General features: G+C 35.5%; 18 protein-coding genes and 2 pseudogenes. 11 read left to right on the top strand and 9 right to left on the bottom strand.

Annotated features, from left to right (window positions below; genetic code table 11):
- The first annotated feature begins 77 nt into the window (after positions 1-77).
- The 4 genes and pseudogenes from AACZ92_RS12780 (at position 78) to AACZ92_RS12765 (ending at position 2,368) form a co-directional block, all read left to right on the top strand.
- On the top strand, positions 78-407 hold the full coding sequence (locus tag AACZ92_RS12780; RefSeq protein WP_117158802.1) for a MerR family transcriptional regulator: 330 nt from the start codon (positions 78-80) through the stop codon (positions 405-407).
- Positions 408-417: 10 nt separating this feature from the next.
- Positions 418-1,020, top strand: a complete 603-nt coding sequence (locus AACZ92_RS12775; protein WP_339701995.1) for a LemA family protein — start codon at positions 418-420, stop codon at positions 1,018-1,020.
- A gap of 15 nt (positions 1,021-1,035) precedes the next feature.
- Positions 1,036-1,473, top strand: a complete 438-nt coding sequence (locus AACZ92_RS12770; protein WP_339701993.1) for a TPM domain-containing protein — start codon at positions 1,036-1,038, stop codon at positions 1,471-1,473.
- An 89-nt stretch (positions 1,474-1,562) separates the two neighbouring features.
- Positions 1,563-2,368 (top strand): annotated as a pseudogene (locus AACZ92_RS12765) (TPM domain-containing protein).
- Between the two features lie 207 nt (positions 2,369-2,575).
- On the opposite strand, the gene AACZ92_RS12760 reads toward AACZ92_RS12765, so the two are convergent.
- From AACZ92_RS12760 to era, 3 genes are all read right to left on the bottom strand, one after another.
- Positions 2,576-5,350 (bottom strand): outer membrane beta-barrel protein, encoded by a 2,775-nt coding sequence (locus tag AACZ92_RS12760; protein WP_339701991.1) that lies wholly within the window; start codon positions 5,348-5,350, stop codon positions 2,576-2,578.
- A 90-nt stretch (positions 5,351-5,440) separates the two neighbouring features.
- Entirely contained in the window at positions 5,441-6,745 is a 1,305-nt protein-coding gene (gene der, locus AACZ92_RS12755) for a ribosome biogenesis GTPase Der (protein WP_339702000.1), read from the bottom strand.
- Between the two features lie 119 nt (positions 6,746-6,864).
- Complete coding sequence (era, locus tag AACZ92_RS12750; RefSeq protein ID WP_339701989.1) at positions 6,865-7,749, bottom strand: GTPase Era; 885 nt, start codon at positions 7,747-7,749, stop codon at positions 6,865-6,867.
- Positions 7,750-7,953: 204 nt separating this feature from the next.
- Between era and AACZ92_RS12745 the strand changes: the two genes are divergently transcribed.
- Complete coding sequence (locus tag AACZ92_RS12745; protein ID WP_339701987.1) at positions 7,954-8,487, top strand: lipid-binding SYLF domain-containing protein; 534 nt, start codon at positions 7,954-7,956, stop codon at positions 8,485-8,487.
- Between the two features lie 51 nt (positions 8,488-8,538).
- On the opposite strand, the gene AACZ92_RS12740 is transcribed toward AACZ92_RS12745, so the two are convergent.
- The 4 genes from AACZ92_RS12740 to AACZ92_RS12725 form a co-directional block, all read right to left on the bottom strand.
- The gene (locus AACZ92_RS12740) at positions 8,539-9,042 is read right to left on the bottom strand and encodes a GreA/GreB family elongation factor (protein WP_339701985.1); all 504 of its coding nucleotides are present in this window, start codon (positions 9,040-9,042) and stop codon (positions 8,539-8,541) included.
- Between the two features lie 82 nt (positions 9,043-9,124).
- Positions 9,125-9,586: an RNA methyltransferase gene (locus AACZ92_RS12735; protein ID WP_339701983.1), complete on the bottom strand. Its 462-nt coding sequence runs from the start codon at positions 9,584-9,586 to the stop codon at positions 9,125-9,127.
- 46 nt (positions 9,587-9,632) lie between these two features.
- Entirely contained in the window at positions 9,633-10,508 is an 876-nt protein-coding gene (locus AACZ92_RS12730) for a phosphatase PAP2 family protein (protein ID WP_339701981.1), read from the bottom strand.
- 134 nt (positions 10,509-10,642) lie between these two features.
- A complete protein-coding gene (locus AACZ92_RS12725) occupies positions 10,643-11,212 on the bottom strand; it encodes a TetR/AcrR family transcriptional regulator (RefSeq protein WP_339701979.1) in 570 nt (189 codons plus the stop codon).
- A gap of 103 nt (positions 11,213-11,315) precedes the next feature.
- On the opposite strand from AACZ92_RS12725, the gene AACZ92_RS12720 reads away from it, so the two are divergent.
- On the top strand, positions 11,316-13,103 hold the full coding sequence (locus AACZ92_RS12720) for an aromatic amino acid hydroxylase (protein WP_339701977.1): 1,788 nt from the start codon (positions 11,316-11,318) through the stop codon (positions 13,101-13,103).
- 3 nt (positions 13,104-13,106) lie between these two features.
- A complete protein-coding gene (locus AACZ92_RS12715) occupies positions 13,107-13,412 on the top strand; it encodes a rhodanese-like domain-containing protein (RefSeq protein ID WP_339701975.1) in 306 nt (101 codons plus the stop codon).
- Here AACZ92_RS12715 and AACZ92_RS12710 read toward each other — a convergent pair.
- A pseudogene (locus tag AACZ92_RS12710) lies at positions 13,407-14,021 on the bottom strand (DUF4230 domain-containing protein). The gene AACZ92_RS12715 and the pseudogene AACZ92_RS12710 overlap by 6 nt on opposite strands.
- Positions 14,022-14,150: 129 nt before the next feature.
- Here AACZ92_RS12710 and AACZ92_RS12705 point away from each other — a divergent pair.
- The 4 genes from AACZ92_RS12705 to ppk1 all read left to right on the top strand — a co-directional run bounded on the left by AACZ92_RS12705 (position 14,151) and on the right by ppk1 (position 18,126).
- Positions 14,151-14,537: a hypothetical protein gene (locus tag AACZ92_RS12705; RefSeq protein ID WP_339701973.1), complete on the top strand. Its 387-nt coding sequence runs from the start codon at positions 14,151-14,153 to the stop codon at positions 14,535-14,537.
- Between the two features lie 40 nt (positions 14,538-14,577).
- Positions 14,578-15,375 carry a hypothetical protein gene (locus AACZ92_RS12700; protein ID WP_339701972.1) on the top strand — a complete coding sequence of 266 codons (798 nt, stop codon included), beginning with the start codon at positions 14,578-14,580 and terminating at the stop codon, positions 15,373-15,375.
- A gap of 5 nt (positions 15,376-15,380) precedes the next feature.
- Positions 15,381-15,995: a deoxynucleoside kinase gene (locus tag AACZ92_RS12695; protein WP_339701971.1), complete on the top strand. Its 615-nt coding sequence runs from the start codon at positions 15,381-15,383 to the stop codon at positions 15,993-15,995.
- Positions 15,996-16,092: 97 nt separating this feature from the next.
- Positions 16,093-18,126 carry a polyphosphate kinase 1 gene (gene ppk1 / locus AACZ92_RS12690; protein ID WP_339701969.1) on the top strand — a complete coding sequence of 678 codons (2,034 nt, stop codon included), beginning with the start codon at positions 16,093-16,095 and terminating at the stop codon, positions 18,124-18,126.
- Here the strand turns inward: ppk1 and AACZ92_RS12685 are convergent, their stop codons facing one another.
- Positions 18,127-19,131 carry a phosphatase domain-containing protein gene (locus AACZ92_RS12685; RefSeq protein ID WP_339701967.1) on the bottom strand — a complete coding sequence of 335 codons (1,005 nt, stop codon included), beginning with the start codon at positions 19,129-19,131 and terminating at the stop codon, positions 18,127-18,129.
- Position 19,132 lies beyond the last annotated feature (1 nt).

Raw genomic sequence — 19,132 nt, 5'->3', positions numbered from 1 at the left:
AAAACCAATCATTAGATTAAGAAGTAGTAATTTTATACCTTTAATAATTCAACTGATTTAAATTAGATTAGGCAACTATGCACATTGACTTACCTGAAAAAAGATATTACAGCATAGGTGAAGTCGCCGAAGCTTTTGATGTAAACACCTCTCTTATCCGTTTTTGGGAAAAGGAATTTGATGTTTTAAAACCAAAAAAAAACGCAAAAGGAAACCGTAAATTTACCCAAGAGGATATAAAAAATTTAGAATTTATCTATCATTTGGTTAAAGAGCGCGGCTTTACCCTCGAAGGTGCCAAAACCCATCTAAAAGAAAACAAACAAAAAACATTAAGCCGTTTCGAGATTATCCGTAAATTAGAAACAGTAAAAGCAGAATTGCTTAAAATAAAAGACCAACTTTAAAATATAAATTATGAAAAAATGGCTCATCCCCGTAATAATAATCGTTGCCCTTGTGGCAATTGGTGGATTTTGGTTTGTAAACGTTAACAACAGGCTTGTGCCTATGGATGAAAACGTTACAGCACAATGGGCAAATGTAGAAAGCTCATACCAACGTCGAGCAGATTTAATTCCAAACATTGTAAAAACCGCAAAAGGCTACGCAGAGTTTGAACAACAAACATTAACGCAGGTTATTGAAGCTAGAAGCAAAGCAACTTCGGTTACTATCGACCCTTCCAATATTACGCCAGAACAGCTAGCGCAATTTCAACAAGCCCAATCGGGGTTAACTTCTGCCCTTTCAAGATTATTGGCTACGTTTGAACGATACCCAGACCTTAAAGCAAATGAAAACTTTAAGGAACTAATTAACGAGCTGGAGCGTACTGAAAATCGAATAAACGTAGAACGGAATCGTTTTAATGATCAGGCTCGTATTTTTAATTCGGAAGTGCGACAATTTCCAACAACTATTGCAGCAAGCATCCTAGGTTTTGAACGCAAAATATATTTTGAAGCAGACGCTGGAAGTGAAGATGCACCCGAAGTAGAATTTGATTTTAATAGCTAACAAGTCCTTTTTTATATGTCTAAAGTAGAAGATTTCCTTTCCGCCAATGCCGAAGGCGATATTATTGAAGCCATTCGCACAGCCGAAAAAAACACCTCGGGTGAAGTTCGAATTCATTTAGAAGCCCATAGTGAAATAGATCCATTTGAACGCGCTGCCGAAGTTTTTGATATGTTGCATATGAACAACACCAAACAAAGCAATGGAGTTCTAATTTATGTTGCTGTAGAAGACCGCACGCTTGTAATTTTAGGCGACAGTGGTATAAACGATGTTGTGGCGCCCGATTTTTGGGAAAGTACCAAAGACACCATTATCAGTCAATTTAAGGAAGGTAATATGGAACAAGGCTTAGTGGATGGTATTCTCATGGCTGGTGAACAGCTTAAAAAACACTTCCCATATCAAAAAGATGATAAAAACGAATTACCTGATGATATTTCAGTAGGGTGAATTAGTTGGTAGTTGGGCCTTCGATACATTCCTCCTAACGTCGGAACACTCAGGCACCGATGTTGGTAAATAAAAAAATTGATAAGAGTATGCTCAGATTATTTCAGAAATACAATTTCATTTTACTTTTAATAGGATTCCTATTTTTTTCTGAAACAAGTATTGCGCAATATGATATTCCCCCAAAGCCTACAAAACAAACAGAGCAAACTTCGGTTTACGATTATGTCGGTTTATTGAATCCATCCCAGAAAAAGAACCTCGAAAACAAATTAATACGATATGCCGATTCTACCTCGACACAGATTGTAGTAGCGATAATCAGCACCACAAAAGGGGAAGATATTTCGTTTTTAGGCGCCAAATGGGGCCAAAAATGGGGCATTGGTCAAAAAGATGAAGACAATGGAATTCTAATCATACTCGCCAAGGATGATCGTAAAATAGACATCAACACAGGCTACGGGATCGAATTACCGATTTAATGGCAGAGCGCATCATTAACCGCATTATGATTCCTGAATTTAAAAAAGGAAACTTCTATTCAGGCTTAGACCAAGGAGCCGATGCTGTTTTTGCTGCTTTGAATGGTGAGTTTAAAGAAGATAGGAATTTCAATAAAAAATCTAGTGGCGGCGGTGGTAACTTTGTTTTTATCGTTATTATTTTCATTATCATCATCATTGCACTAAGCTCTAAAAAAGGGGGACGTGGTGGAGGTAGTGGTGGCCGAAGAAGTGGTGGTCTACTCGATATGATTATTTTAAGCAGCATGGGACGAACCGGCGGATTTGGCGGTGGCAGTTCTGGTGGTGGCTTTAGCGGCGGTGGTGGCTTTGGTGGCGGCTTCGGCGGCGGTGGCTTCGGCGGTGGCGGTGCTTCTGGAGGATGGTAATGGAATAGTTAGTAGTGGTAGGAAAATCACTACGGTTTTTACCTGTAGGAAAAAGGACTGAATTCCTACAAAACAATGAACTATCTATGGCTTATCTATGGAGTATCCTTAAAGTATCTATGTGGTTAAATTGATTTACAACGCCTATTTTTTTATAAAATCAAAATATGGCTGTTTTCTAACTTTTTTTCCAGTTTCCAACACAAATCAATCAAACCAAAAATTGCCACCTCTTGTTTCCCCTTTTTTCCCGAGCGTGTTAAACTTGTAGCTAAATCCGACCATAAAATAGCGTTGCAACACGGTGCTTTGAACATCCTGAATGTAATCTTGTGTAGAAGTTCGGCGAGCGTTGGTATTTTGATTTAATAAATCGTAGGCTTTTAAAGTTATCAATCCTTTATCTTTCATAACAGAATAGGAAAGCGATGCATTCCAGAATAAAGCATCTTTTTGAAAACCAGGTGCAATGTTCGAATTATAGCTATACGTTATGTCATTATTCCATTCAAGCTTTTCAGGAAATGTTGTGGTGGTCTCTAACTGTAAATCGTGTACTACATACGTTCTGTCTTCAAACAAATCTAAATTAAACGTGTTTTTACTAAAAGACACTTCGTAAGAGGGTTCAATCTCAAATAACTCATCCCATATAAAGCCAACGCTTACATTTGGCGAGTACGTAAACGTTTTACTTGCGTATTGTACTTCGTTATTAAAGTTTACATTTCGGTTTCCACTAATAAAACCACCAACTTTATACTTAACACTTTTTACGCTATCAATTTTCACGGACTTATTATAGCCAACATTTACACTTCCACTGTAATATCCATCTACGTTTGCATAGGTTGTATTCCGAACAAAATTTTCATCAATAGTTGTTTTTGAAATCACTCTATCGTTTGTGAAGTTTCCGTTGAAATTACTATAAAACCCAGATTTTGTTTGAAAATCATAATTATTGAAACCCATATAAATGCTGTGATTATTTGATGGACTTAAGTTTGGATTTCCTTGAACAATATTTAATGGGTCTGAAACATCAACATACGGTGATAATAGTGAAACATTCGGTGCATCATTACGCAAATAATAGCCAGAATACATTCTAAACTTTTGGCTAAACTTATAACTTAAATTTGCTGAAAGTTCTACCGCATTAAAATCGTTTTCAAAATTAATATCGCGCAACGCATCTTCACTTTCCAGCGTTCTCATTACATAACCCAAGTTAATCCCGGTTCGTAATTTATCATCATTGTAACGCAGCCCTACTTCTGGACGTGACCTACTATCTGTATTTGTAAAATCGGTACTTTGATCAAGGTTGAAAAGCGAAAAATCTTGAGAAGTTTCATCAAAATCGAACACACTTTGGCGGTCTTCTCGTTTATCATTTCGGTAAGAATACTCTAAATCTAAATAAAGTTTTTTAGCCAATATAGGAAGTCTAAATTCTGGGGTAATTTCATATTGATTCGAGCTTTGCTCGCCATCGGTAAATTGATTTCTAATTATAGTTTCCGGATCATCACCAAAAATTTCAGTGTTCGAATTTGCTTTATTTTCAATTTCTGAATCTTCAATTTCATTCGTAATTGTTAGCTTAAAAAAACCACCCTTATTACCATACTTTTTAGTTAGGTTAAATCGATTTTCAAACGATTTCTGAATATTTTCTGAACTTCGTTCTGTAGTAGACTGGTTAGTCAACTCGCCATTTAAACGTGTGGTCTCTTCATTGTTACTAGAATACGATTCTCCCGTATTATATCGAAATTGCGGACGAATATTGATAAGAAAGGTTGAATCTATTTGGGTTTTAAAACGCAAATTAGCTGCGTGGCTATCGGAATTAGTTTTTGAACTTGAAGTGTTATTTGAAAAGTAACGATCGTCTGGTAAAATGTTCTCCCGATTGCGTATTTCATCATTAAATGAGTTGGCTGCGGAATAAAAGTAATCTGCTGTTAAGTCGGTTTCCTTTCCGAGATCATCTGCGTAATTGGCACCTGCCGTTCTGGAATTTGTAATTCCATCTCCGCCACCAAACATTCTACCATCAATATTAAAGGTACCATTACTATTAACACTCATATAACGAGCATTCCCGAACATTTTTTGAATTTCACCAAAACTAAACCCAGGTGAGTTAATATTGTTACCTCCAGCTAGGGCGCTTATTCGCAGGTCGTTGTCAAAATAATTAAGCAGCCCTGCGTATTCAAAACGCTCATCGGTACCCGCGCCACCTGCTACTCGACCAAAAATTCCTTTGTTTTTTTCTTCATCGATGGTGATATTAATTGTTTTATTCTCTTCATCTCCTTTTTCACCAGTGAAAGCTTCAGAATCTGTTTTCGTATCGGTAACTTGTATCTTATCCACTATTTCTTTAGTAAGATTTCGAGTCGCAATAGTAGGATCATCACCAAAAAAGGGTTTTCCGTTCACTAAAATCTTATTTACCGGTTTACCATTTACCGTTATATTTCCTTGGGAATCTACTTCAACGCCTGGGAGTTCCTTCAGCAAATCTTCTACATTGGCGTCTTTTTTTGTTTTGAAAGAAGCTACATTGAACTCCAACGTATCAGTTTTAACAGTTACGGGTGCCTGTGATTTAATAAGTACTTCATCCAACACATTATCATCTTCAGTGAGTGGAATTTCCCCTAAATTGATTTTATCTTTATCTAATAAAATTGATTTGAAATATGTTTTAAACCCCACATACGAAATGTATAAGTTTAACTTTTCATCTGCGGTTCTACCTTTTAGAAAGAAGTCGCCTTGTTTATCTGAAATGGTATACGTAACCAACGAGCTGTCTTTAACTCGCTGTAAGTATATGGTAGCCGACTCTAATGGTTCTTTTTTTTCTTTGGAAATAAGCTGTCCGGAGATTTCAAAGTCTTTGGTTTGTGAGAAAGATGCAACCGAAAGCAAAAGCAAAACCCAAGTTAATAGGTGCTTCATAGAAAATTAAATTTGATTGATGTTAGTTATAGTCTTAACGAAGATAATAACCTTTTCGTATAACTTAATAAACAATCAAAAAAATTCAGCTTATTTCTTCCGAAGGTAAATTTTTACCGGAACCCCTGTGAAGTCGAAATTTTCACGAAGCTTATTTTCCAAAAACCGTTTGTAAGGATCTTTTACATATTGTGGTAAGTTGGCAAAAAACGCAAAAGTAGGGTAAGGCATTGGTAATTGCGTTATAAACTTAATTTTCACGTACTTCCCTTTGTATTGTGGCGGTGGCGTAGCTTGAATAATGGGTAACAATACATCGTTCAATTTACTTGTTTTAATCCGTTTGCTTCGGTTTTTATAAACCTCAACCGCTGTTTCAATTGCCTTGAAAATACGTTGTTTGTTCAATACGGAAATAAATACGATTGGGACATCGGTAAAGGGTTCACATTCTTGACGAATGTGTTTTTCAAATTCTTTTACGGTGTTGGTTTCTTTTTCAACCAAATCCCATTTGTTTACCAGAATTACAACCCCTTTGTTATTGCGCTGTGCCAACCAGAAAATATTCTGTACTTGTCCGTCAAAACCACGAGTGGCGTCAAGTATTAAGATCATCACATCGCAATGCTCAATAGCACGGACACTTCGCATCACGGAATAAAACTCTAGATCTTCCTTTACTTTTGCTTTTCGTCTAATTCCAGCGGTGTCAACTAGATTAAACTCAAAGCCAAAACGATTGTAGCGAGTGTCAATACTATCACGTGTAGTTCCGGCGATATCGGTTACAATGTATCGTTCCTCACCTATTAGCGTGTTGATAAAGGATGATTTCCCTGCGTTTGGTCTTCCTACCACAGCAAAACGTGGTAATTCACTTTCTTCCTCTTCTTCTTTTTCTGGTAAGGCTTTTACTAAATCATCAAGCAACTCCCCTGTTCCGCTCCCGTTGATAGAAGATAGCGTGTAGTATTTTTCAACTCCTAGAGAATAGAATTCCACCGCATCATTTTCACGCGTGGCACTATCTACTTTATTTACGGCTAAAAAGAATGGTTTTTTAGACTTTCTCAACAAGGTCGCAACCTCTTCGTCCATTCCGGTTAAGCCGCTTTCTACATCAACCATGAAAATAATAGCATCTGCTTCTTCAATAGCTAACACAACTTGTTTATCTATTTCATCTTCAAAAACATCATCGCTTCCTTTAACATATCCACCGGTATCAATTAATGAAAATTCTTTGCCGTTCCAGTCACTTTTTCCGTAATGACGATCACGGGTAACACCGCTTACGGCATCGGTAATAGCTTCCCGTCGTTGGATTAATCTATTAAAAAAAGTAGATTTTCCTACGTTTGGTCTTCCTACGATAGCAACTATGCTCATGATTTTCTGTTTATTTTAAAAATGCAAAAGTACCGCATTTTAATGGTAGTTATTGTGTTTTTCTGAAATACCCTAATATACAAATTTCAAGTATTTCTTATAAAATATAAGTAGTGAACTAATTATTTCTGATTATATCCGAAACGTCTTAACTGTCTATCATCACTACGCCAGTTTTTATTCACTTTTACGTACGTTTCTAGGTGTATCTGTTTTCCGAAGAATTTCTCTAAATCCTTACGCGCTTCTACTCCTACACGTTTAAGTGCCGAACCTTTATGGCCGATGATAATTCCTTTTTGCGTTTCGCGTTCTACCATAATCACACTTCGGATACGGATAATATCATCATCTTCAAAAAACTCTTCGGTATCAATTTCTACAGAATAGGGAATCTCTTTTTTGTAGTGCATCAAGATTTTTTCCCGAATGGTTTCGTTTACAAAAAAGCGTTCTGGTTTGTCTGTTAATTGGTCTTTGGGATAAAAAGCAGGTGATTCTGGCAACACCTCTATAATGCGCTTAAATACTTCAGAAACACCAAAGTTTTCTAATGCTGAAATAGCAAAAATCTCCGCATTAGGAACTTTTTCTTGCCACATCTGTAGGGCTTCGGTTAATTTTTCTTCGTTTCCTTTATCTATTTTATTGATAAGAAGTAACACGGGAATATTAGCATTTTTTATTTTTTCAAAAAACGCCTCGTCTTTAAGGTCTTTTTCACCTAATTCAACCAAGTACAATAAAATATCGGCATCTTCAAAAGCAGATTTTACAAAATCCATCATGCTTTCCTGTAATTGGTACGCTGGTTTTATAATACCAGGTGTATCGCTTAGGATTACTTGAAAATCTTCACCGTTTACAATTCCTAAAATACGGTGACGCGTAGTTTGTGCTTTACTAGTAATAATAGAAAGTCGCTCGCCTATAAAAGCATTCATAAGCGTGCTTTTACCAACGTTTGGATTACCAATAATATTTACAAATCCTGCTTTATGTGCCATAATTTTAATTTGTTGCAAAGATACTTTAAAATGAATTACTCTAACCTACTTTCATCCCTACAATAATCATTATTAAAATTTTAACGGTAGAAAAGGTTCCTTGATAAACGTTAAGATTTCCTTTAACTAACAATAACAGCTCATTAACTAATATGGTAATAATCAATCAGTAACTTAGCTAATGAATAACAAAAAAACATAATTATGAAGAAGAAAAATTTAATACTCGTATTACTGATGTGCTTTAGCTTAACGCTTTTTGCACAAAATGACAAAGACCGTGAAGTAATAAATGATGCTGAAAAAGCGAAAGAAGCGTTTATTACTAAGAATAAATCAATGGCGAAATATTTCGCTGATGCTGATGCATACGTAATCTTCCCAAATGTAGGGGAAGGTGCCTTCATAGTTGGCGGTGCTTCTGGTAATGGTGCTGTTTATGAAAACGGACAACTTATTGGAATGGCAAAAATGAAAAAAGTAGATGTAGGCGCCCAAATAGGTGGTGAAGCCTACAGAGAAGCTATTTTATTTAATAGTGAAGAATCTTTGCAACGTTTTAAAGACGACGATTTTGAACTTTCAGCCAAAGTCTCAGCTGTATTGGTTAAAGATGGGGCTTCCTTAAACGCCGATTATAGAAACGGTGTTGCCGTGTTTACTATGCCAAAAGCTGGATTAAGCTTAGAAGCATCTGTTGGCGGACAAAATTTTGAATTTATTCCGTTTGAAAAATAAATAGAAAATGACATATTGAAAGAACGTCTTGTATTTTTTACAAGGCGTTTTTTATGTATAAGAAATGCTAAGTATTTTCAACTTTCTAACTTCATTTCCCAATTTAAAATCTACTGTTTCGCCAATTTTCGCACCTGTAACGGCTTTAGCAATTGGAGCAACAAATGCAATCTTACTTTTTGTTACATCGGCTTCATCGACACCAACTATTGTAAATTGCTGTTTGGTTTTGGTATCTAAATTTTGAATTTCTATTATAGCACCAAAACGTACCTCATCTTTAGGTTGCTCTTTAGGGTTAAGAACTCGCGCAGCATGAATGCGCTCATAGAGCAATTTAAGTTTCCCTTCAATAACTGCGAGAGTACGTCTTCGTTCTCGCTCATCGGTAATGGTTAATTCTTTAATTTCAGTTTGCAATCTTTCTCGTTCGTGCACTAACTGCTCCATGCCAGTTGGCGTAACATAATTTACCACTCCTTCGGGCAGTGCTGCCCGTGGCGGAATCATAGGTGGTTCTTCTTGATCGCCTTCTCTTACAAATCCTCTGCTCATAACAATGCCCGTATTTCGACGCCGCTCAATATAAAATGCGGCGGATATCTTTTAAAATTATACTTGCTTTCTTTTGAATATACTAAACTTTCAGCTTATTTCGTCCTCGATCATACAAAATAATACTGCCAGCCACAGCGACATTTAAACTTTTTTCTGAAGGAAATTGAATTAAAAAATGTGCTTTTTCAATCGCTTGGTTGGATAAGCCGTGATCTTCGGCTCCCAATAAATACACACAACGTTTTGGATGCTCAAAGTTTTCTAACTGAACGGCTTTCTCTGTTTTTTCAACCCCAACAATACGGCAGCCTTTTGGTAAGTGTTTATAAAAATCTTCAAAGGTTTCATAATGAAAATACGGAAGTGATTTTACGGCATTATGCGTATCACTCGATTGATTTGCATAACGATTACCGATCGTAAAAATAAAACTAGCCCCCATATTTTGGGCGGTTCGCCAAAGCACACCAAGATTTTCAGGTGTTTTACCGTTTTGGATTCCTATGCCGAAGAATTCTGTAGTGAAATTATTGGGTTGCATGATTTTAATTTAAAGGAAAGAATATAAGCAACTTTTTTAATCTATTTTAGAATGTTCCTCTTAAACCTACGGTGCCGGCTCCTAGTTGAAAACGCCAAGAAATTTTATTCTTTTTTTCTTTTAACAACTCGGCATCAGACTTCATATTTTCATCTAGGTATTTATCGACAGCATCTACCACCACGACGGTAAGAGCGGTACTTAGCGCTACATCGGTTAACCAATGAGCGCCAGCCCATAGCCTAGAAACAGGAGACACCATTCCTACCCCTATAAGCCCAGCTTTTACCCAAACATTGTCAAACTGTTTTGATAAAGAGTAAAATGTAGTAAAAGAAAGTATTGTATGCCCAGAAGGAAAAGAGTGATACCCACCTTCTTTACTAAATGGCTTAAAAGTAAACTTACCTCCTGTAGAAGGTCTGGCTCGACCTACAGCTGTTTTTGAAATGGTTTGAACCAAACCTGCTGCACTAGCTGCTGTTATCATCAAGATTCCTGTTCTTCTTAACTTTTCACTTTTTGTAAATAAACCTACCAAGTACAGCCCGCCGTTAATTCCATAGTTATTTTGGGGACTACCAAAGTAAAAACCAAAATCTTGTATTAAATCCGGTATGTCCTCTCCTTGTTTATTAAAAAATCTATTAGTATTGTCGTCTATAAGGTTTAACCCTACTGTACCCACTACAATACCAGCTGCAATAGCAAAATCATCTTTTTCCCATTGCAAGGGCCTCGAATACACATACTTGAAACCACCCCAAGCTAAAGAAGCATCATTTTTTACAAGATCCCAGGTTTTTATTTTATCCTTTTTAGGAGCGATATTTTCATTTTGATGGACAAGAGTATCATGTTGTGCACTTACTATTATTGGTATTAAAAAAATAGAAGATAGCGCTAAGAGGAGTTTTTTCATTTAAATTTTAGTTGAAAATAGAGCTGTTTATAAAGTAAAACATATCTCAATAACCTTAGAAGAAGCAGAATACGCTCCCTAAGCATTTTTTTTTGCAAATTTAATTGAAAAATATAGGTTTAGCAATGTGATAACTACACAATACCTTGAAGCAATACTGAAACCATATCTCTTTTTAAAACGTTTACATCGAGTTTTCCCCTTTTTTCATACCATAAATACAAAGTTCGTAAGGTAGAAAGTATTGAAAATAATATCACTTCAGGATGTCTTGCTTCAATTTCATTGGCTTTAATACCTTCCTTAATAACAATTCGAACATTTTGCTCATAATCATCACGCATGTTCACAAACTGCTGTAAGTCGTCTTCTTTTAAATGCATCCAATCATTATTTAATGCTGGCAACGCTTCAGAATACGTAACAGTAATATCAATATGGAATTCAATGATTTTTTCAATTTTCTCTACTGATGTCCCCTTACTCGAAACAACTTGCTCCATACCATTTGTAAACTCTCGAGCCACCGTCAATATTAAGGTTGAAAGAATCTCTTGCTTTCCCGAAATATGATTGTATAGGCTAGAAGCCTTTATCCCCATAGCCTGTGCAATGTCGCGCATAGAAACAGCATTGTATCCTTTTTCTTTAAAAAGACGGGATGCTGTGGTTATTATTTCGGTTTTTCGGGAAGCCGGTTTCATAGTATTCTGCAAGATACAGTTTTTACAAACTCATTCATAAATCTGTTATAAGGTATTATTAATTACGACCTAAGTAATTCTAATTTCATTATTTTTGACCCCTATGAAAGAGCGCATTGAAACAAACGAGTTACTAGACAGGTTACCACCGCATTTAAAGCAGTACATAAAACCTCAGGATTACGATCAATATACACCAATAAACCAAGCAGTTTGGCGGTATGTAATGCGCAAAAACGTAGATTATTTAAGCCAAGTGGCACACGAAAGTTATTTGGACGGCCTTAGAAAAACAGGTATCTCAATCGAATCTATTCCTTCTATGTACGGAATGAACCGTATTTTAAAAGAAATTGGCTGGGCAGCCGTTGCCGTTGATGGGTTTATTCCGCCTAATGCATTTATGGAGTTTCAGGCGTATAAAGTTTTGGTGATTGCCAGTGATATTCGTCAGCTTGAAAATATTGAATACACTCCTGCCCCAGATATTATTCACGAAGGTGCCGGACACGCACCCATTATTGCTAGTCCCGATTATGCCGAATACCTACGCCGTTTTGGCGAGATTGGTGCGAAAGCGATTTCTAGTGCGCATGATATGGAAATGTATGAAGCCGTACGAGAGCTTTCTATTTTAAAAGAAGCGGATGGTATTTCAGAAACCATCATAAAAGCAGCTGAAGAACGAGTAGAAGAACTTCAGCATAAAAAAGTAGAACCTTCTGAAATTGCACTTATACGAAATTTACATTGGTGGACTGTTGAGTACGGACTGGTAGGCACTGTTGAAAAACCTAAAATTTATGGAGCTGGCTTGCTTTCTTCTATTGGGGAAAGTACGTGGTGTATGAAAGATGAAGTAAAGAAAATACCGTATTCCATCGATGCAGCTTACCAAGAGTTTGATATCACCAAACCACAACCACAATTATATGTAACCCCAGATTTTGCATACTTACAAGAAGTTTTGGAAGAATTTGCAAATACAATGGCCATAAGAAAAGGTGGTTGGCGCGGATTAAAAAAATTAATAAATTCTAAGCAAATTGGAACGATAGAACTGAGTACCGGTCTTCAAGTAAGCGGTCATTTTTCCCGAATGATTCAAAATGAAGACAATGAGGTTGTTTATTTTGAAACCGAAGGTGAAACTGCGCTCGCATACCGCGAAAAAGAAGTAATTGGCCACGGAATTAGCCGTCATACTAGCGGTTTTAGATCACCACTGGGGAAATTGAAAAAAATAAATCTCGCTATCGAAAATATGGGACCTCGCGACTTACAGGCTTATAATTTTTACGATGGTAAACCTATTGCTTTCGAATTTGAAAGTGGCATCACCGTTGAAGGTTTAAACGTTACCGGAATGCGAAATTTACGAGGTGAGTTAATGCTTATCCAGTTTACAAATTGTACGGTTACTTATAAGGACGAAGTGCTATTTACACCAGAAATGGGTGATTTTGATATGGCCGTTGGTAAAGAAATTGTGTCTGCTTTTACAGGCGCTGCCGATTATCTATCTTTCCCTATTTCGCTTCATAAATTAAGTGATACAAAAACCAATCGTTCTAACCTTTCTGAAAAAGAAATTAAGTTAAATAATTTTTATAAGCAGATACGTTTACTTCGGAATAATAAAGACCATAAATCCTTTGAAGAAAAACTTCCTGAGTTAGAAACCATATTTGAAACTCTAGAGAATGACTATCCAAAAGACTGGTTACTTCCTTTAGAAATATTTGAACTCGTTGCTTCAGAAAACAGCACTTTTTCTGAAAAGGTTTTAAAACATCTATTAGCGCTTAAAAAGGAACGCCCGAACGTTGCTCATTTAATTGATGACGGGTTACTACTAATTGAAAAGAACACCAAACAAGTAAGTAACTAACATATGGGATTATTAGATTTTTTATTCGGAAGTAACACTAAGGAAATCCAAGATTTTAAAAATCGGGATGCCGTAATTTTAGACGTTCGAACACAGAAAGAGTACGATGCTGGGGCTATTTCGGGGTCTAAACATATTCCCGTCAATGAAATTGACGCTAAAATTTCAGAAATTAAGCAATGGAACAAACCTGTAATTACCTGTTGTGCCAGCGGCGTTCGCAGTGGTAATGCAGCCAAAACATTAAACAAAAACAATATTGAAGCGATTAATGGTGGTGGCTGGAAGTCACTTAAAAAGAAGTTATAATTTAATCCTCTCTAAATCCATTTCGTCTTCAATTGGTTCACTTTGATATTGAAGCGTCCACCCCATAGAACTCGTAAGAATATAAATTTTCTGAAGTTCAGAAATTAATCTGTTTTCTGCATTAGTAACCAATTCAGATGCTTCTATTTTTTTCCGAAGAGAAGACTCAACCTGCTTTTTTATTTTATTATAATCTTCCGCTTTAAATTGGTTTAGATAATCTTGTTTTACATCGTAATACTCAATATCTGGGTTGATATTTAATTCTGGTTTAGGAATATGAATGATGGTAACGGTTTTCATTTCTTAGTTAACTTCCGTTTTAATTTTACTTAAATCGTACGCGATTGTTGCTTTTGCATTTACTACAACAAGTGCTTTATTACGGGCTGAAAAAACATCCAAATAGAATTTTTTCCAGTCCTCGAAGGTAAAAACTTGAGCATAGCTACCTTCGGTAACAATTAATTTTCCGACATTTTTCAATTCTTTTTGAATCAATTCCGTATTGGCTTCTAATTGTTCCTTTTCGTCTTTATTGTGCTCACAATATCGTAAACCAAATACGATAAGAAATGCTATAGCAGCACCCAAAAGTATCTTTCGCATAACTCAATTTTTTTATTAAAGATACTGATTTATAAAGCATCTTTATAGACTACGTAGAAATACGTAAATTTATGTGAGAGTTATATCACAATAAGGTTTTTGTGTATCTTTCAATCAAATTAAATAATCATGGGATTTTTTTCAACTAACCAAGAGGGTAAATCTAATAAAGTAGCTGAAGAGTTAGCCACAAATGTTGATGAGACAAATAAGGAGCTTGAAAATATACTATCACGGTTTTTAAACAACCAAGATAAATTTGATGATCTTAGCGATCAGTTACTTTTATTATCTAAAAAATTAAATAAAAAGCTTTCTGATAAGGAAAACGAAAAATTATGCTTCCTTACCGAAACCGTAAATGATCTTCAAGAAGAATATTTAAACACTTTTCGTGTTATCGCTACACTTCAGGAAAAGCAACAACTAAGAGTTGATGCTGTTGATGATAAGTATAAAAAAATCGTTAAAAAAGCCAGTCAAAAATACGCTGAGGCTCGAAGCCTTTATTACTAAGCCATAATATATAGCACGCTTTTTGTATCTTGAACTCTCTATGAAAGCCGTGTACCTCTTTTTTTTATTCCTTACACCAGTTTTACTGGCACAACAAATTGAATCTATTTCAAAAACTCCTTTAATTGCTGATAAATTTATTGGCGTTGATGCTTTTAACAATACCTATTTTACCACCAACATGGAATTGCATAAGATTGGTGTTGATGGCGGTTTTGTTTTTAACGATTTGCAATTAGGGCGCATAACTTCAGTAGACATAATTAATCCGTTAAACGTGGTTCTTTTTTATGAAGATACCAATACTGTTGTTTTTGTGGATAATAGATTAAATGAAATAGAGCGCATTAACTTCAACAACCTTCCACAGTTTTTAAACATTAATACAGCAACCAACGCTGGTAATAACAGACTTTGGGTTTTTAATATTGACACACAACAATTAGAATTGTTCAATTACCGCTCTTTAACCAATACAGTGGTCTCGCAACCATTTTCGGGTACGTTGGTTTCTCAAACCAGTAATTTTAATTATTGTTACTTACTTACTGAAAATAAAACACGCGTTTTCAATGTGTATGGAAGTTTACTTTCTGAAATAGCTTTGGAAGGCTATACTAAAGTAATTCAGCAAGATGAAAAAGTAATGGGCGTAAAAGAAAATTCGCTTTATTATTTAGCCAAAATAAGTGAAGGCAAAACCAAAAAATTACCTGAAGCAATAAAAATACCATTACCTGAAATAACCATAAAAGACTTGCACCTTACGCAGGAATTCCTGTATATTTATGACGGAAAAAACATCCACACCCTAAAATTAACCGAACCTAAGAAGTAAAGATTATGCACGTAGCAATTGCAGGAAACATTGGCTCCGGAAAAACAACCTTAACCCGTTTATTGGCAAAACACTATAAGTGGAAACCTCAATTTGAAGATGTGGAAGACAACCCCTATTTAGATGACTTTTACAACCAAATGGCGCGATGGTCTTTTAACTTGCAAATTTACTTTTTAAACAGTAGGTTTCGTCAAATTCTCGAAATTCGTGAAAAAGGGAAGGATGTTATTCAAGATCGTACCATTTATGAAGATGCCTACATCTTCGCACCCAACCTACATGCAATGGGCCTAATGACCAATCGTGATTTTGAAAATTACCGCTCCCTATTCGATTTGATGGAAAGCGTAACCGAAGGTCCAGATTTATTGATTTACTTACGCAGTTCAATTCCTAACCTAGTAAAACAAATTCATAAACGTGGTCGCGATTATGAAAACTCCATAAGCATCGACTACTTAAGTCGTTTAAACGAGCGTTACGAAGCTTGGATACACGATTACGACAAAGGAAACCTCATTATCTTAGATGTAGACAACCTTGACTTTGTTGATAACCCTGAACATTTAGGTGAAGTAGTTAATAAAATTGACGCAGAACTGCACGGGTTGTTTTAACAAGAAAACAACATTACTACCTTTTATGGCTATAAAAGTTAACATTTCGCTCACACAAAAGATGTAGCAATATGTTTATTTTGCCAGTATAACTACTATGGCAAAACTATACAATACAAAATATTACCACCGCGACCTTTCGTGGTTGCGCTTCAATCATCGAGTTTTACAAGAAGCTGCAGACTATAAAAACCCTTTATACGAGCGTATCAAGTTTTTAGCGATTTTTTCTTCCAATTTGGATGAATTTTTCAGGGTTCGCGTGTCTGATATTCGACAAATAAAAGAGATTGAAAAACCTTTCAGAAAAAAATTAATCACCAAGCCAAATAAGGTTCTAAAAGAAATAAAAAAGCAAGTAGAACTGCAACAAGAAGAATTTGGCGATATTTTCAAAAACCAGATTATTCCAGATTTGAAAGAAGAAAGTATTCATTTAATTGATTACAAAGAGTTTTCTACTACTCAAAAAGAAATCGCTAAATCATATTTTGAAGATACGTTAAAAGAAAAATTAGAAGTAAGTTTCAATCCCAGCTCAAATAGCGATACTGTTTTTATTGAAAATGAAGCATTATATCTCGCTGCTCAGCTAGAAAACGATACGTTCAAATTAGTTAAAATCCCTGACGATGAACCTCGGTTTTTTACATTTCCGAAGCATAACGGAAAATACTTTATCACCTTTATTGATGATGTTTTAAAGTATAGTTTAAAACAAACTCCTCAAAAGGAAGAAAATATTACCTTTTATTCCATCAAAAAATCTAGAGATGCTGAATTGTATATAGAAGATGAGTTTTCTGGCAACGTAATGGAACGGATAAAAAAATCGCTTCCTAAGCGTAATACAGGGCAGGCAACCCGTTTATTGATTGACAATAAAATGCCAAAACAATTTGAAGAAGTTTTAAAGAACGCTTTAGAGGTTTATAACACTGACATTGTTAAGGGTGGAACATATCATAACTTTAAAGACTTTTTTGGGTTTCCTAACCCAACTTCAAAAAACTTATCTACTGAAGAATTACCCCCGTTACCACATCCCGTTTTGGCAGATTGTGATTCGGTTTTTAAAGCCATCGATGAAAAAGATCAACTTATACATTACCCTTACCAAAATTTCGAACCGGTAATAAAACTATTAGAAGAAGCTGCAGATGACCCCAAAGTCACTACAATAAAAATGACTATTTATCGAGCTGCCAGTGAATCAAGATTAAACGATGCTATTGCAAAAGCTGCAAAAAATGGAAAAGAAGTTGTCATTTTTATAGAAGTAAAAGCTCGTTTTGATGAGCATAACAATTTAAAGTGGGGTAAATTATTTGAAGATAATGGCGCACACGTAATTTATAGTTTTCCGGCTATAAAAATCCACTCAAAGATACTATGTATTGAGCGTGAAACAAACGAATCATCAAAACGGTACGGATACATTGCAACGGGTAATTTTAATGAGAATACGGCTAAATTATATACAGATTTCGGCATCATGACTGCCAACAAAACCATTACAGAAGACCTTAATAAACTGTTTTTAGTTCTTCAAGGAAAAATGATTATCCCAAAACCTGATAAGCTTTTAGTTTCACCCTTTACACTACGAGATACTTTTGAAGATTTAATAGAAAATGAAATGGAGTTGGCAAAAGCAGGAAAAGACGCCTATATTATTGCTAAAATGAACAGCCTGCAAGATAAAAGCATGATAAAAATGCTTTATAAAGCTAGCAATGCAGGTGTGAAAATTAGATTATTAGTACGCGGTATCTGCTCAATCGTGCCTGGCATTAAAGATCAAAGTGAAAACATTCAAGTTACTAGTATCCTCGATCGGTTTTTAGAGCACGGCCGTATTTATATTTTCGGGAATGATGGGAATGAAAAAATGTATATTGGTAGCGCAGATTGGATGAAACGAAACCTGAGCCACCGTATTGAAGTGGTTACCCCAATTTTAGATCAAGATCACCATAATACTATTAGAGAGCTAATAGAAATTCAACTAAACGATAATGTTAAAGCACGTATAATTGATCCCGACCAAAAAAATGAATATGTAAAACACGGCAAACCAGCCGTACGGGCTCAGTATGACACATATAACTATTTTAAAGAAAAGTCCTAATTATTTTATAAACCCTTGTCCTTTTGCGTGTTTAATAGCCTCTTTACTATCTTCTACTAATAAAGCAGGTGTCGTGTCATAATTTGAAAACAAACTTTTAATGCGCCTCATTTTCTTTTTATGCTTTACGCTTCGAAGGTAGATTGCCTTAATTTGTTTTGGATACTTTTCGGCTATTTCTATATAAATATCAGCATCGTGTTCGCCACTGTCGCCAATTAAAATAAAGCCTTTATTTGGGTAAGTTTTTAGGATGTTGAGAATTTCTTTCTGTTTTTGTGGCTTCTCCTCTTCTTTTTTTCTTCTGAAAGGTGTAGGAAGGCTTCGCAACAAAACCGGTCCTTTCGGAAACGTATTTGCCTTTAAAAACAGTTCTAGATACCGATATAAGTTCCAAGGGCTGTGGCTTACATAAAATAGCGGGTTCGCTTCCTTCCCTGTTTTTCCTTGATGTAATAGTTGATAAAATTCTGAAGCACCTTCCAGAGGTGATCTACTTTCCGCATTTCTAAAAAAAGTATTAAAAACTAATTTTAATTTTAAAAATGAAGCAACACCGGTATGGATTATAGTATCGTCAATATCGCTAATTACTCCGAATTCGCTTTTTTCTGAAGGAATAAGCATCTCACCAGGAAAACGATTTTGATTATTTATAATTCTATTAGGAAATTTCTCTTCAAATGAGATTTCATATTGCAGCCAACCTTCTTTATTTGTCAAATTATCTAAGCCGGGAATGTTTTCTTTAAACTTAAAGTAACCCTTATTATCAGTCTCCGTATAATAAACCGAATTATAGGGCAAGGTAATTTTAAGTTTTGCAAATGGAATTTCGTCGGTTTCAAACCGCTTATAAGTGTTTTTTATCAAGCTAAAAATTCCATTCTTGGAAAGATCGATGTTTTCATCTTCCAAAGCCCTCCCACGGATGTACAAGTGAGAGTTTGTTCCATAGCTATGGAATGTAATAATTTGCAACGGATCTTTTTTAAATAATCCCATA

This window comes from uncultured Marixanthomonas sp. (assembly GCF_963974425.1).
Lineage (GTDB): Bacteria > Bacteroidota > Bacteroidia > Flavobacteriales > Flavobacteriaceae > Marixanthomonas.
Note: the sequence above shows the minus strand (reverse complement) of the source record. Positions and strands in the feature narration are given on the sequence as shown.

Coding starts and splice junctions, on each gene's coding strand:
- AACZ92_RS12780 (WP_117158802.1), top strand. CDS start 78: ATGCACATTGACTTACCTGAAAAAAGATATTACAGCATAGGTGAAGTC.
- AACZ92_RS12775 (WP_339701995.1), top strand. CDS start 418: ATGAAAAAATGGCTCATCCCCGTAATAATAATCGTTGCCCTTGTGGCA.
- AACZ92_RS12770 (WP_339701993.1), top strand. CDS start 1,036: ATGTCTAAAGTAGAAGATTTCCTTTCCGCCAATGCCGAAGGCGATATT.
- AACZ92_RS12760 (WP_339701991.1), bottom strand. CDS start 5,350: ATGAAGCACCTATTAACTTGGGTTTTGCTTTTGCTTTCGGTTGCATCT.
- era (WP_339701989.1), bottom strand. CDS start 7,749: ATGGCACATAAAGCAGGATTTGTAAATATTATTGGTAATCCAAACGTT.
- AACZ92_RS12745 (WP_339701987.1), top strand. CDS start 7,954: ATGAAGAAGAAAAATTTAATACTCGTATTACTGATGTGCTTTAGCTTA.
- AACZ92_RS12740 (WP_339701985.1), bottom strand. CDS start 9,042: ATGAGCAGAGGATTTGTAAGAGAAGGCGATCAAGAAGAACCACCTATG.
- AACZ92_RS12735 (WP_339701983.1), bottom strand. CDS start 9,586: ATGCAACCCAATAATTTCACTACAGAATTCTTCGGCATAGGAATCCAA.
- AACZ92_RS12730 (WP_339701981.1), bottom strand. CDS start 10,508: ATGAAAAAACTCCTCTTAGCGCTATCTTCTATTTTTTTAATACCAATA.
- AACZ92_RS12725 (WP_339701979.1), bottom strand. CDS start 11,212: ATGAAACCGGCTTCCCGAAAAACCGAAATAATAACCACAGCATCCCGT.
- AACZ92_RS12720 (WP_339701977.1), top strand. CDS start 11,316: ATGAAAGAGCGCATTGAAACAAACGAGTTACTAGACAGGTTACCACCG.
- AACZ92_RS12715 (WP_339701975.1), top strand. CDS start 13,107: ATGGGATTATTAGATTTTTTATTCGGAAGTAACACTAAGGAAATCCAA.
- AACZ92_RS12705 (WP_339701973.1), top strand. CDS start 14,151: ATGGGATTTTTTTCAACTAACCAAGAGGGTAAATCTAATAAAGTAGCT.
- AACZ92_RS12700 (WP_339701972.1), top strand. CDS start 14,578: ATGAAAGCCGTGTACCTCTTTTTTTTATTCCTTACACCAGTTTTACTG.
- AACZ92_RS12695 (WP_339701971.1), top strand. CDS start 15,381: ATGCACGTAGCAATTGCAGGAAACATTGGCTCCGGAAAAACAACCTTA.
- ppk1 (WP_339701969.1), top strand. CDS start 16,093: ATGGCAAAACTATACAATACAAAATATTACCACCGCGACCTTTCGTGG.
- AACZ92_RS12685 (WP_339701967.1), bottom strand. CDS start 19,131: ATGGGATTATTTAAAAAAGATCCGTTGCAAATTATTACATTCCATAGC.